This is a genomic window from Actinoplanes sp. KI2, from assembly GCF_025630775.1.
Lineage (GTDB): Bacteria > Actinomycetota > Actinomycetes > Mycobacteriales > Micromonosporaceae > Actinoplanes.
Genome location: NZ_JAOSZE010000046.1, coordinates 12,234 through 25,519 on the forward strand (window position 1 = coordinate 12,234; position 13,286 = coordinate 25,519).

Consider the following 13,286-nt stretch of genomic DNA (forward strand, 5'->3'; position numbering starts at 1 on the left):
CCGGGTGGCGGGTGGGGTGCGAGGCCGCCACCCTTATTATCGGATACCCCCTGGGGTATCTGAGCCGACGATAGCGGGCAGCGCCGGGAGCGACAAAGCTTCGGAGGTATGGACTGATTCACAGCGAACCGCATGCATACCCCCGGGGGTATATTGGGAGTAGCGAATCCCGACAGCCCGTGGAGGCGATGATGGCAAGCGTGACCTTGACCAAGGGCTCTTTCGAGCAGACGGTCACCGACAACCCGATCGTGCTGGTTGACTTCTGGGCGGCGTGGTGCGGGCCGTGCCGCAGCTTCGCGCCGGTCGTCGAACGCGCCAGCGAGCAGCACCCGGACGTCGTGTTCGGCAAGGTCGACACCGAGACCGAACATCATTTGGCCGCGGCTGCCCGGATCAGCTCGATCCCGACTTTGATGGTCTTCCGTGACGGTGTGCTGGTCTTCGCCCAGCCTGGCGCGTTGCCGGCCGCCGCACTCGAGCAGGTAATCCAGAGCTTCCGGGACCTCGACATGGACGAGGTTCGCGGTCCTCGCTGAGCGCACTGCCGCCTCGAGGCCCTGATTCGCCCCGCGACCCGGACACCCTCAGGACGAACACGCGCCTGCGAGACTCAGGAGAACCCCACCCCCATGAGCAACGACACCACCGGCAGCAACGGCCCGGCCACGCTCGATGTCGCCACCCTCCGAGAGCTCGTCGCGGCCGGTACCGCGCCCCGGCTGATCGACGTGCGTACCCCCGCGGAGTTCGAAACCGCCCATGTACCGGGCTCGTACAACGTGCCGCTGGACCTGCTGCGCGAACACCGCGACGAGCTACGCCACCACCTCGACGAGCAGGTCGTGCTCGTCTGCCGCTCCGGGCAACGCGCCACCCAGGCCGAACAGGGCCTGCGCGTCGCCGGCCTGCCGAACCTGCGGATCCTGCAGGGCGGCATCACCGCGTGGCAGGCCGCCGGCGCGCCGGTGACCACCGGCATCCCACGCTGGGACCTGGAACGACAGGTCCGCCTTGTTGCCGGTGGCATCGTCCTGCTGGCCGTGCTGGCCAGTATCGCGTTCGAGCCGGCCAAATGGATCGCCGCGCTCATCGGCGGCGGCCTCGCCGTCGCCGCGCTCACCAACACCTGCGCCATGGGCATGCTGCTATCCAGACTGCCCTACAACCGCGGCCCCCGCACCGACCTCGACCAGGTCGTAGCCGCCCTGACCGACAACCTCAGGTAGGCGGCCATGCGGACCAACGGCCACTCCAGGGACCCGCGTTGACCGCGGCGGTCGGATTCGGCGCCCTCATCGGCGTGCTGCTCGGCCTGCTCGGCGGCGGCGGGTCCATCCTCGCGGTCCCCGCGCTGGTCTACGGCGCGGGCCAGCCCCTCGCCGCGGCCGTACCGACATCACTGCTGGTCGTCGGTATCTCCTCGGCCGCCGCCCTGCTTCCGCGGCTGCGCGCCGGCCTGGTGCAATGGCGCATCGCCGGCATCGTCGGCGGCACCGGCGCCCTCGCCGCGTTCGCCGGCGCCGCCGTCAACCACCTGCTCGACCCGCGCCTCGTACTCATCGGATTCGCCGCGCTCATGGTGGCGGCGGGACTGCGGATGCTGCGCGAGACCGGTGACGCGGGTGGTGACTGCGCCCTGCCCGGCGGCGGCGTCAACTGGCGCGGCTGCCTGCCCAAATCCATCGGCACCGGGATTGCGGTCGGCTTCCTCACCGGGCTGTTCGGCGTCGGTGGCGGCTTCCTCATCATCCCGGCCCTGGTCCTGCTGCTCGGCCTGGACATGCCCGCCGCCGTCGCCACCTCACTGCTGATCATCGTGATCAACTCGGCCGCCGGATTCGCCGCGCACGCCGGCGACGCCCCGATCGACTACCCAATCGCCACGGCCTTCACCGTCACCGCGATCGCCGGATCCCTCGCGGCCGCCCGGCTCGCCACCCGAGTACCCACCCGCCGCCTGCAACGCCTGTTCGCCTACCTCGTCTTCGGCGTCGCCGCCTTCGTCGTCATCCGCACGATCTGACCAAGCCACCCCGCACGGCGTCATAACCTCATGCGGAGACGGGCGAAGCGGCTGCCGGGACGACAGCGGACTCGAAGACTCGCCGTCGTTGCAGCGATCTTGGACTGGTTGCGCCCGGCTGAAGTCGACTTCCGCGGGCTACGCACCCGCCAGTTCGGCGCCGCCAGTTCGTGTCGCTTCAGGCCAGGGAGAGGAACAGCTTCTCCAGCTGGGCCACATCCAACTTCTGGCCCTCACCCGTCTCCTCGGCGGTGACGCACTGCCGGAGCCCGGTCGCGATGATCTTGAAGCCGGCCCGGTCGAGCGCCCGCGATACGGCGGCGAGCTGGGTCACGACCTCGGCGCAGTCGCGGCCGGATTCCAGCATGGCGATCACGCCACGGATCTGGCCCTCGGCGCGGCGCAGCCGCTTGATGACATCGCCTACCGCAGCAGCGTCGAGTTCCATATCCCACTCTCATTCCTGTCGTGGCCTCCAACAATACCCGGGCGGGTATCGGCCGTGCTGTGACCCGAGACGCGTACGGAGGCGTCGGCAGCAACCCCGGACAGCGCTGCTACCTGCGGATTCTTCGAGTTTTCCCAATCTTGGGCCCGCAAGCTTGCCCGGTGACCTCCACGTACACGTCAGCCACCGGCCGGGTCCACCTGGCCGGTGCAACCATGCTTTGTCCGCCGCCGGCGCCCGGGCGCTGGCGGCGCGATGTCGCCGGCGCCGCGACGATCCTGAGCGTGACGGTGGTCATCGCGCTGTGGCTGGCCAACGGCGGCATCCGCCATCTGGCCGGCCCGGGAGCGACCGCGACCAGCGTCGGCCGGCTGACCGGCCTGATCGCCTCGGACCTGCTGTTGCTGCAGGTGCTGCTGATGGCCCGGATCCCGTGGGTCGAGCGCGCCTACGGCCAGGATCTGCTGGCCCGCCGACACCGGATGGTCGGCTTCGCCTCGTTCTGGCTGATGGTGGCGCACGTGCTGCTCATCACCGTCGGATATGCCCAGTCCGGCCCGTCCGGGCTGCTGTCCACCGGCTGGGACCTGGTGGCCACGTACCCGGGAATGCTGTTGGCCGCGGCGGGTACCGGCCTGCTCGTGGCGGTCGTGGTCCTGTCCGTCCGGGCGGCCCGCCGCCGGTTGCGCTATGAGTCGTGGCACCTGCTGCACCTGTACGCGTACCTCGGGGTCGGGCTGGCGCTGCCCCACCAGTTGTGGACGGGCGCCGACTTCGTGACCTCGCCCTATGCCCGGCTCTACTGGTGGAGCCTGTACGGCGCGGCGCTGGCCGCGGTGCTGATGTTCCGGCTCGGCCTGCCACTGTGGCGCTCGGCATATCACCGGCTGCGGGTCGCCGAGGTCGTCGCCGAGGCGCCCGGGGTGGTCTCGGTCTACCTGCGCGGCCACCGCCTCGACCGGTTGCCGGTCCGGGCCGGCCAGTTCTTCCTGTGGCGTTTTCTGGACGGGCCGGGTTGGTCGCGGGCCAACCCGTACACGCTCTCCGCGGGCCCCCGCCCGGACCTGCTGCGGATCACCGTGAAGGACCTCGGCGACGGCAGCCGGCGGGCGCGTTCGCTGCGGCCGGGCACTCGGGTGCTGATCGAGGGCCCGTACGGAACGCTCACCGCGGCAAAGGCCACCGGGCGCCCACCTCTTCTGATCGCCGCCGGGGTGGGCATCACGACGATGCGGGCACTGCTCGACGAACTCGGCCCGGCCCGGGTCGGCGCCACCCTGCTCTACCGGGTACGCACGCACGCCGAGGCGGTGTTCCGGACCGAACTCGACGACCTGGCCCGCCGCTACGGCGTCCGGGTGGTCTATCTCGACGGCGGTCGCAGCCGGTCGGATTCCTGGCTGCCGGCCCAGTACGCCGCCGGCGACGACGCGTCGGCGCTGCGCCATCTGGTGCCCGATGTGGCCCGCCGCGAGGCGTACCTCTGCGGACCGCCGGCCTGGATGGCCACGGTCCGAGCCAGCCTGCGCAATGCCGGCATGGCCGACGAACTGATCCACAGCGAGGAATTCGCATGGTGACGAAAGGAAGGCAACAATGCGTCGAGTGACACTGTGGATCGTCTCCACGATCTCGGCGGTGGTCATGCTGTTCAGCTACCGCACCAGCCTCGGCAACGTCGCAACCGCCGATGCAACCACCCAGGTCGACGCGGCTGGAGCGCACATCGTGCCCGTCCCGGGCGGTGTCGCGGCCAACAGCGCAGCGCCCACCCATGGCACCCACCGCCGGTCCGCGTCGCCGGCCGCCAAAGCCCCGGCAACCCGGACCCTGACCGTCGACGGCGCCGTCGCGCAGACCCAGCGGGGCCCGGTCCAGGTCCGGGTCACGATCACCGGCAACACGATCGTCAACGTGCGCGCGCTTCAGCACCCGACCGGAAATTCCACCGACGACCAAATCAACGCGTACGCCCTGCCGAAGCTGCGCGCCGAAGTGCTTGCCGCGCAGAGCGCCCGAGTCGACGCGGTCAGCGGCGCCACGGTGACCAGCGGCGGCTACCTGCGGTCGCTGCAGTCCGCGCTGGACGCGGCGCACCTCGGCTGACCGCCCGACCCCGTTCGGCAGCCTGGGAGCGAATCCGGAGCGATCCGGTTGCACGAGCCACCAGGGCAGGTCGGAGTCCTTCCCGCTCGCTAACGTGGCAGTCAGATATACGCCCGGGGGTATGCGTCCCGGATGGTTCAGGAAGGAATCGCTATGAATCACCGCCGTAACCTGCGGATCGCTGTGGCCGTCGTGGCCGCCGCGGCCGCCGCCTTCCCGATGTCCGGTGCCGCTTCGGCGGCCGGTGCGTCCTCTTTGTCGGCGTCCCGCGACAGCGACCACGACGGCATGCCGGACAAGTGGGAACGGGCCAACGGCCTGAACCCGCACCGCAACGACGCCGTCGGTGATCGCGACAAGGACGGGCTGACCAACCTGCGCGAGTACCGGGCCGGCACCAGCCCTCGCCGGGCCGACACCGACAGCGACGGAATGCCGGACGGCTGGGAGGTCCGCAACCGGATCAATCCGCTGCGGGCCGATGCCACCGCCGACCCGGACAGCGACCTGCTGACCAACGCTCAGGAGTACGTCATGGGCGACAACCCGCGCACCGCGGACAGCAACGGCGACGGCGTCACCGACGGCGACGAGGACCCCGACCGAGACGGGCTGACCAACCACGAGGAGTTCGACCTCGGCGACAACCCGACCGAGGCCGACAGCAACGGCGACGGCGTCAAGGACGGCGACGAGGACACCGACGGCGACGGCGTCAGCGACCACAACGAATACCGGCACGGCAGCGATCCTCGCAAGGGCGACAGCAACGGTGACGGCGTCAACGACGGCCACGAGAACAGCGGCACCATCACTTCGTTCGACGCCACCGGCGGAACACTCGTCGTCGACACCGTCGGCGGGATGACGATCACCGTCATCGTGACCGACCGGACCGAGATCAAGTAGAACCACGAGTCGGCCGCGTGCCCGGCCCCGGCCACGGCCGCCGATCTCGTCCCCGGCCGGCTCGTGCACAAAATCGATGTCGAAGACGGCGAGGACGGCAACGGCGCCGCAACGCCGGTCACCGACGAGATCAGCCTCGTCTGCGCCGCTTAGTTTAGGACGTGTTGCCGAGGGTCACCTGCTGCTGGGTGACTCATCCGGTTGGATAGACGGATCGGGGTGGCCCTCGAAGGCGTAGTCGTTGTACGCGCGGGGGTCCTCCCCGGGGTTCGAGGTGGGTCAGCACGGTCGTGTCCGGCAGTGCTTCACGGATCGCCCGCTCGACCTCTTCGACCAGGTCGTGCCCGGCCTGCACGGTCCACGCGCCGAGCACGAGCACGTGCATCGAGACGAACCGGCGCCGCCCGGACTCGCGGGTCTGCAGGCCGTGGAAGCCCACCTCGGCCGACCGGAACCGATCCAGCGCCGCCACCACGGCGGCCAACTCCTGCGGGCCGAGGGACTGGTCCAGCAGTGCCCGTGCCGACTGCGCGACCAGCCTGCCGCCCGTGACCAGGATGTTGATCCCGACGACCGCGCCGACGACCGGGTCCAGGCGCTGCCGGCCCGTGACGCCGACCAGGACGACACCGGCGAGGACGCCGGCCGAGGTCCACACGTCGGTCATCAGATGCTTGCCGTCAGCGGTGAGGGTGACCGAGCGCTCCCGGCGGCCGACGCGGATCAGCAGCAGCCCCACCGCCGCGTTCACCACGGTGGCCAAGCCTGAGATCGCCACGCCGAGCCCGAGGCTGTCCAGGGGCACGGGATGGATGAATCGCCGCACCGCGTTGACCAGGATCACCCCTGCCGCCACGAAGATCATCACGCCTTCACCGCCGGCGGGGAAGTACTCGGCCTTACCGTGACCGTAGTGGTGACTGGCATCGGCCGGACGCGCCGCTACCGTCAACGCGACCAGCGTGATGATCGCCGCCACCAGGTTCACCACCGACTCCGCGGCGTCCGACAGCAACCCGACCGAGCCGGTGACCAGGTACGCGACTTCAACGCGATCGTCAGGACCGCGGCCGCAATCGACAGCCAGGCGTAACGCCGCAGATCCAATGCCTTACCAGTCGCTGCGCTCATGGACGTCACGTCCCTGTCTCGTCCCACCATCAGGCTGACCCGCACATGACGGCCACCGCGTTGCCGGCTCGTCCCAGTGCTTCCGATGTCCCGGCGGTGAACGGGTCGCCTGTCCGCGACGAGGTGGGCGACGAGCATGGGCCGTACGCGCCGAGCATACGGTCCGGCCGCCTCGGGTCAGTCGCCGTCGTCTCGCCCCTCGCCGGGCAACGGCGTGGAGCTGAATTGGCCGGTCCACGAGGCCTTCGCGCCGGAGTCACCGATCCGATAGACGTCATAGATCCCAAGGCCGGCGGCTACGACCGCCACAGCGACGACGATGCGGGTCACCACCGCCGAGCCAGGGGCCAGAAAGGTACGACCGCCCACGGGGGCGACACCGTTGTCGGCCTCGCGACCACGCCACCAGACAAACAGCGCGAGGACCGCCACGGGCAGCGCCACCCAGACCGCGGTGTCACCGAGCTCGGTGTGGTCGTGCAACAGCGGGGTCTGCGGCACCCGCTGTTCCAGCCACTCGCCCGCGTCTGTGGTCACCGGCACAAGGGCCAGCACCGCCAGGGCGAGCAGTACGTTGGGCCCCGCGAGGCGGCGCCGCATCGCCGGCCACACCGTGGTGACCACGAGCAGCGTGGCCGCCAGCGGCAGCAGCACCACGATCGCGTGGACCAGCAGAATATGGGCCGGCAGTCCATTGATCGTCGACATGCGGATCCCTTCACCACAGCGCTCGCGTGCCGTCGCCCGATCCTACGACCGCATTATCCTGAAAAATGCGCGATAACGGCAAAAGCCTCACATGCGGGCGCGGGCGCAGGCGGCGCGGGAACGACACATCGCGTCGCGTCCTCACAGCAAACCTCCTGCCCACGGCTGGGTGCGCCGCCACTGTCCGTGTTGATCGCCGGGCGCCGACGGTCGGAGGCGTTGGCCCAGAACGAACCTCGTTCTGGCCGTAAGAGGGTCGTGCGCCCCTACCGACGTGGTCGGGCGCGGCCGCAGGCTGAACGTGATGGGAGGCCGTCATGCGCGCACGCGATCGTTCAGTGAATGCCGTTCCCGTCGTCGTCGGCGTGGACGGGTCCGTACCGAGCCTGGCCGCCGTGGATCTGGCCGCCCAGGAGGCAGTCCTGCGCCGGTGTGGCCTGCGCCTGGTGCACGCGTTAGCTTCGCCGTACCCACAGTTCCCGGCGGAGGGCTGGCTTCGTCCCCACGCGGAGAACATCCTGGGTGAAGCCTGGCGCCACGCGCATGAGATGGCTCCCGATCTGCCCATCGACGGAGAAATCATCACCGGGCAGGCCGGTACGGTCCTTCGGGACTGTTCGCGCACCGCGCGATTGGTCGTGGTCGGCGATCGTGGGGCCAGCGGCTTCGGTGCCCTGCTCGTCGGCTCGGTCGCGGTGCAAATGGCCGCCCACGCCGCGTGCCCGATCCTCGTCGCCCGCGGCGAGGCCGACCGCGAATCGCCGGTGCTGCTCGGCGTCGACGGCTCCTCCGCCAACGACCCGGCCGTCGGATTCGCCTTCGAGGAGGCCGCGCTGCGCGGTGTTCCCCTGGTGGCGGAGCACGCCTGGGCGCATCCGGTCTCCACCGGTCCCGGTGACATGCTGCCGCTGGTCTATGACGTGTCCGAGCTGGGACACGACGAGGAGCGGCTGCTGTCCGAAGCGCTCGCCGGCTGGCAGGCCAAGTACCCGGACGTAGTGGTCGAGCGCAAGCTGGTGCGCGGTGGCGCCCGCCCAGCGCTGATCGAGGCAACGCGGCACGCGCAACTGGTAGTCGTCGGCAGCCGGGGACGGGGCGGCTTCACCGGACTGCTGCTCGGCTCGGTCAGCCAAGCTGTCCTCCACCACGCCGACTGCCCGGTGGCCATCGTCCCGCACCCGCAACCGGCGAACTGATTCTCGGCGCGAGCAGACCGGGACCCCGCATAGGCTGGTAAACCCAGGTCCGGCTCGGCCGCATCTCTGCGCGCGCAACGTCCGCAAAGGCGTCGCGTGGCTTGTCACCCTGGTAATCCTGTTCATCGGATACCGGATGTAGCGCATCGTGGGCTCGCTATTCCATCACGCGGAGGGTGGTGGGAATGTCCATGCGGCGGGTCCGGCGCAGCGTGAACAGCGGCGCGACGGCGACGGTGAGCACGCCCAGGACGAGGGCCTCGCCCACCGTCCGTGCGGACAGTGTGGCGGTCACGCCGATCTCGGGCAGCACGGACGGGATGGTCGTGGCGGTGAGCCAGCGCAGCAGCGCGTATCCGCCGAGGATGCCCGCGACGGTGCCGGCCGCGCCGACCAGCACGGTTTCGACGGTGGTCATGCCGAGCACGGTGCGGGGCGGCAGGCCGAACGCCAGCATGGTGGCGTGTTCGCGGGCGCGTTCGTCCACTCCGATGGTGGTGGTGTTGAACGCGATCAGCAGGGCCAGCAGGAGGGTGACCCCGGCGGCGACCTGGAGAATCCCGACGAATTCGTCGAGGCTGGCCTGCATGCCGTCGGTCGCTGCCTGGGCGGTCTGGGCGGAGGCGACATGCGGGACCGCCAGCAGCGCGCGCCGTACCGTCTCCGGGCCGATGCCGGTCGCCGGGGTGACGGTCAGCAGGTTGGTCGTGCCGGTGAGGCCGAACGCGGCGGCGGAGTCCTGATCGAGATAGGCGAGCATCCGCATGGGGTTCGGGTGGATACCGGCGACTTGCATGGGGGTCTGCACAGTGCGCAGGCCGGCGGCGGTGGCTCGGGGATGTTCGACGGTGACGGTGTCGCCGACGTGCACGCCCAGATCCCGGGCGGCCTTGCCGGCCAGGATGATGCCGCCGTGCGTGGTGCCGGTGGTCAAGGTCGGGGTCCAGGCGGCGTGGTCAGCGAGGACCTCGACGGCCAGGTCGATCTGGCGGCCGCCGGCGTGGGCGGTGCCGGCCGCGAGCAGGCCCGGGTCGACGGCGGCGACCTGCGGCAGCGCGGTGACCTGCCGCACCACGTCGCCGTCCAGCGGCTGGAAGGTGTCCAGCGTGACGGCCACCCGGTTCGGTGCGGCGTGCAGGAGTTCGTCGCCGGCCCCGTCGAGGGTGCCGCGGAAGGTGTCCAGGAAGCCGAAGACGGTGACGAGGGTGGTGATCGCGGCGGCGATCCCGAGTGCGGTCAGCGCGCTGCGGCGCGGGGTCCGCAGAATGTTGCGCAGCGGGATCTGATGATATCCGGGTCCGGGCAGCCGCAGCCGGCGCAGAATCCGCACCGAGCCACTGCCGCGGGCGGCGAGATGGCCGACGCGGATGGCCTGCACGGGTTGCACTCGCAGGGCTCGCCAGATCGGCCAGGCCACGGCCGCGAACGGTAGCAGGAACCCGAGTACGGCGGCCTGGGCGAACACGTCCAGTTGCAGCGGGGTACGCCAGATCGGCAGCGGCACCATGTCGGTGAACAGAGTGCGCAGCGGAATCCCGATCGCCCAGCCGACCAGCAGCCCCAGCACCACGCCGAGGAGGGCGACCTGGGCGCCGAACAGCAGCGGCCGGACGGCGAGCAGACGCGATGGCACGCCCAGCGCCATCCCGATCCCGACCTCCCGGCGCTGGGCCTCGACGATCCGCGTGGTCAGATTCAGCGCGGCCAGGGCGCCACCGAACAGCACCAGGAGGGCGACGACCCGCCACAGCTTGGCGTCGCCGTCGATGTCCTCGTACAGGATGCGGTAGGCGTCGATGTCGTCGCGGGTGCTGACGGTCGCCGCGACCGGCGGCTGCGCCGTGTCGAGCGCGTGGCGCAGCTCCCGGGCGACGGCGTCGCGGTCCGTGCCCGCCCGCAAGGTCAGCACCATGTCGTTGACCGCATCGGCCGTGCCGGTGGCCCGCTGGACAGTGTGCAGCGAGGCGAACAGCACGCCGTACGATTTCTGGCTCAGGAATGGTGTGCCGCCACCCTGGGCACCGGTGACCAGGAAGTACTCCGGGGATTGACCGCGGCCGACCACCGTCAACCGGGCGCCGCCGGAGACAGCGAGCTCAGCCGGCACCGGCAGGTCGTTCTTTGCTGCGAAGACGGTCTCCGCCACCACATTGAGCCGGCCGTCGTCGGCGGTGCTGAGCGCCCGGCCGGTGGTGATCCAGACGCCGTCGACCGCTGGACCGGGCCGGATATCGGTGCCGACAAGCTCGCCGGTGACCAGCAGCCCGCCGGGTCCGGCTATCTGGGTCGGGACAACAAGGCGTTCTCGGGCCGCGGTCACGCCACCGGCATGCGGCAGGCGTGACAGCAGGGCGGTGAGCGTTCCCTCCCGGACGTGGCTGCCCTGCGGCAGCGCGACCCGCAAGTCGTGCGTATCGACTGCGGTGAAGCTGGCGTCGTTCGACTGGGTACGCCACGCCGAGGTGCCCAGCAGGCCGGCGTACGTGCCGGTGCCCAGCGCGATGACCAGGGCGATCGCGCCGACCAGCAGCCACCGGCGGCGCAGATCGCGCCAGGACCAGCGCATCCAGAACCGGAACCGGTTCATGGCGTCCCCTTACCAGTGCAGGTCGGCGAGCGCGGCGCGGCCGCCCACGGGCGGGCCGTCCGCGACGATGTGGCCGCTGGACAGCTCGATCACCCGGTCGGCGACCCGCGAGATCTCCCGGTTGTGGGTCACCACCACGACGGTCTTGCCGGTCTCGGCCTGCGCCCGCAGCAGCTCCAGGATCTGCACGCCGGTACGGAAGTCCAGCTCACCGGTCGGTTCATCGGCCAGCAGGATCGGGTTTCCGGTGGCCAGCGCCCGCGCGATCGCCACCCGCTGTTGCTCGCCACCGGACAGCTGGTGGGCGAAGTGCCGACCCCGGTCGCCCAGACCGACCTGCTCGAGCACCTGCGCCGCCACCCACTCGGCCCGCCCGCGCCCGGCCACATCGGCACCGAACTGCACGTTCTCCAGCGCCGTCAGTCCGGGAAACAGGTTGAAGCTCTGGAAAACGAAGCTGACCGTGTGGCGGCGAACGCGGGTGCGCTCGGCCCGCGACGCGGTGGTCAGCTCGACCCCGGCCAGCCGGATCGTGCCCGACGTCGGCGCGTCCAGCGCGCCGACGAGGTTCAGCAGCGTCGTCTTGCCCGACCCCGACGGACCCAGCACCACCACAAAGGCCGACTCATCGACGTGCAGATTCACGTGCTCCAACGCCCGCACCACACCGCCGCCCACGGCAAAGTGCCGGCACACGTCGTCCAGGTCGATCCGGGTTCCTTCCGAACCGGCACGCGCATTCACCACCGGGCCGAAATCCATCGTCGCGCCACCCATATCTACGGTGTGCCACACCGAAGCCGGAACAGGCAGGGCCGACCGGCACCACAACACTGGTCTACAGCCTCCCGTGAACGCCAGTCGATGATCGGCGCGGTAGCGGGCGAATGGCCGGGCATTGCCAAGGCCGTGCTGAGGCCGATGCCGTGGTAGAAGATCTCCAACTCGTGTAACGCCTGCAGCAGATGCCGCCGGCGCGCGGATCGACGGTCGAGGTCTGCTGATGGGTGCGGACCGACGGCGGCCGACGTGAAGCCGTGGATGAAGACGCGACTCAACGCGAAGCCGCACCAGGAACCGATCTGAATGGTACGAAGGTGGCAGTTGCCATTATTTCGACTTCAGGAGGTACGCATGCGTGCGCGTTCTGCGCTCGGGGTCGGGCTGGCCGTCGTCGTTGTGGTCTCGGCACCTGCCGTGGCGTATGCGGCCGGCGACAGACGCGAACCGGTCAGTATCAGTCCGGCCACGCAGGCAGACGCGGTGGCGGCGATGCACGGCGAGGCTTATGCCTACGCGGCATACCGCGCCTACGCGGCGCAGGCGGCGGACGACAATCTGGAGACGGTGGCCAAGCTGTTCCGGAAGACCGCGAGCCAGGAACGGTACGACCATTTCGCCGGGCTCGCGCGATTCACTGACCTGGTGGGCAGCGACGTGGACAACCTCACCGACGCCATCGCGGGGGAGCGTTACGAGGCGACCGTGATGTACCCCGCGTTCGCCCGGCAGGCGCAGCGGGACGGCTGTACCGCGGCGGCGGAGGTCTTCACCGAGCTCAGCGGCGACGAGAAACACCATGCGCAGCGGTTCGCGGCCGCCCGCGACGCGCTCACCGACCCCGGCGCCGACCAGCAGTTCCCCGTCGGCGAGCGGATACCGGCCGCCCCGATCCCCGCCGGGTCGCCGCGCTGCACGGGCCAGACGCCGGCCAACCTCGACAGCGCGATGCACGGCGAGGCGTTCGCCAGTCTGAAGTACGCGTTGTACGCCGGGCACGCCCAGCTGGCCGGCCATCCGCGTCTGGCGCGACTCTTCCGGGCCGCGCGCAGCCAGGAACTCAACGAGCACTTCGCGGAGGAGGCCGCCCTCGCCGGACTGGTGCGCTCCACGGACGAGAACCTGCGCACCGCGGTAGCCGGTGAACAGCAAGAAGCGACCACCACCTACCCCGCATATCGCGACCGCGCGGCACAACACGGTGACTCGGACGCCGCACAGCTGTTCAACGAACTCGCCCAGGACGAGGCGGTGCACGCCAGCCGGTTCGCCTGTCTGAGCGGGTCTGTTCCCGGGCGCCACACCCATGTCCATGGCCAGCCGCAATCCTGAGCCGTTATTCCACTGTGCAGCTTGCGTGTGATCGTCTCGATGGCACCTTCCTGGTCATGCGAT

At 70.3% G+C, this 13,286-nt stretch carries 13 protein-coding genes; 8 read left to right on the forward strand and 5 right to left on the reverse strand.

Annotated features, from left to right (window positions below; genetic code table 11):
- Positions 1-191: 191 nt before the first annotated feature.
- The 3 genes from trxA to ODJ79_RS37225 all read left to right on the forward strand — a co-directional run bounded on the left by trxA (position 192) and on the right by ODJ79_RS37225 (position 2,026).
- Entirely contained in the window at positions 192-539 is a 348-nt protein-coding gene (trxA, locus tag ODJ79_RS37215; RefSeq protein WP_263028445.1) for a thioredoxin, read from the forward strand.
- A gap of 93 nt (positions 540-632) precedes the next feature.
- On the forward strand, positions 633-1,229 hold the full coding sequence (locus ODJ79_RS37220; RefSeq protein WP_263028378.1) for a rhodanese-like domain-containing protein: 597 nt from the start codon (positions 633-635) through the stop codon (positions 1,227-1,229).
- A gap of 38 nt (positions 1,230-1,267) precedes the next feature.
- Positions 1,268-2,026, forward strand: coding sequence for a sulfite exporter TauE/SafE family protein (locus tag ODJ79_RS37225; protein WP_263028379.1), 759 nt, complete (start codon positions 1,268-1,270; stop codon positions 2,024-2,026).
- 178 nt (positions 2,027-2,204) lie between these two features.
- Here the strand turns inward: ODJ79_RS37225 and ODJ79_RS37230 are convergent, their stop codons facing one another.
- A complete protein-coding gene (locus ODJ79_RS37230) occupies positions 2,205-2,474 on the reverse strand; it encodes a metal-sensitive transcriptional regulator (RefSeq protein ID WP_263028380.1) in 270 nt (89 codons plus the stop codon).
- 161 nt (positions 2,475-2,635) lie between these two features.
- Between ODJ79_RS37230 and ODJ79_RS37235 the strand changes: the two genes are divergently transcribed.
- From ODJ79_RS37235 to ODJ79_RS37245, 3 genes are all read left to right on the forward strand, one after another.
- Positions 2,636-4,054, forward strand: a complete 1,419-nt coding sequence (locus ODJ79_RS37235) for a ferredoxin reductase family protein (RefSeq protein ID WP_263028381.1) — start codon at positions 2,636-2,638, stop codon at positions 4,052-4,054.
- Between the two features lie 16 nt (positions 4,055-4,070).
- Entirely contained in the window at positions 4,071-4,580 is a 510-nt protein-coding gene (locus ODJ79_RS37240) for an FMN-binding protein (protein ID WP_263028382.1), read from the forward strand.
- A gap of 153 nt (positions 4,581-4,733) precedes the next feature.
- The gene (locus ODJ79_RS37245) at positions 4,734-5,489 is read left to right on the forward strand and encodes an MSCRAMM family adhesin SdrC (RefSeq protein WP_263028383.1); all 756 of its coding nucleotides are present in this window, start codon (positions 4,734-4,736) and stop codon (positions 5,487-5,489) included.
- Between the two features lie 193 nt (positions 5,490-5,682).
- Here the strand turns inward: ODJ79_RS37245 and ODJ79_RS37250 are convergent, their stop codons facing one another.
- Positions 5,683-6,477: a cation diffusion facilitator family transporter gene (locus ODJ79_RS37250; RefSeq protein WP_263028384.1), complete on the reverse strand. Its 795-nt coding sequence runs from the start codon at positions 6,475-6,477 to the stop codon at positions 5,683-5,685.
- A 320-nt stretch (positions 6,478-6,797) separates the two neighbouring features.
- Entirely contained in the window at positions 6,798-7,328 is a 531-nt protein-coding gene (locus ODJ79_RS37255; RefSeq protein WP_263028385.1) for a DUF2231 domain-containing protein, read from the reverse strand.
- A gap of 317 nt (positions 7,329-7,645) precedes the next feature.
- Between ODJ79_RS37255 and ODJ79_RS37260 the strand changes: the two genes are divergently transcribed.
- Positions 7,646-8,524, forward strand: coding sequence for a universal stress protein (locus tag ODJ79_RS37260; RefSeq protein ID WP_263028386.1), 879 nt, complete (start codon positions 7,646-7,648; stop codon positions 8,522-8,524).
- Between the two features lie 157 nt (positions 8,525-8,681).
- On the opposite strand, the gene ODJ79_RS37265 is transcribed toward ODJ79_RS37260, so the two are convergent.
- A complete protein-coding gene (locus ODJ79_RS37265) occupies positions 8,682-11,111 on the reverse strand; it encodes an FtsX-like permease family protein (RefSeq protein ID WP_263028387.1) in 2,430 nt (809 codons plus the stop codon).
- Between the two features lie 9 nt (positions 11,112-11,120).
- Positions 11,121-11,873, reverse strand: coding sequence for an ABC transporter ATP-binding protein (locus ODJ79_RS37270; RefSeq protein WP_263028388.1), 753 nt, complete (start codon positions 11,871-11,873; stop codon positions 11,121-11,123).
- Between the two features lie 435 nt (positions 11,874-12,308).
- Between ODJ79_RS37270 and ODJ79_RS37275 the strand changes: the two genes are divergently transcribed.
- Positions 12,309-13,223: a ferritin family protein gene (locus ODJ79_RS37275; RefSeq protein WP_263028389.1), complete on the forward strand. Its 915-nt coding sequence runs from the start codon at positions 12,309-12,311 to the stop codon at positions 13,221-13,223.
- The last annotated feature ends 63 nt before the right edge of the window (positions 13,224-13,286 follow it).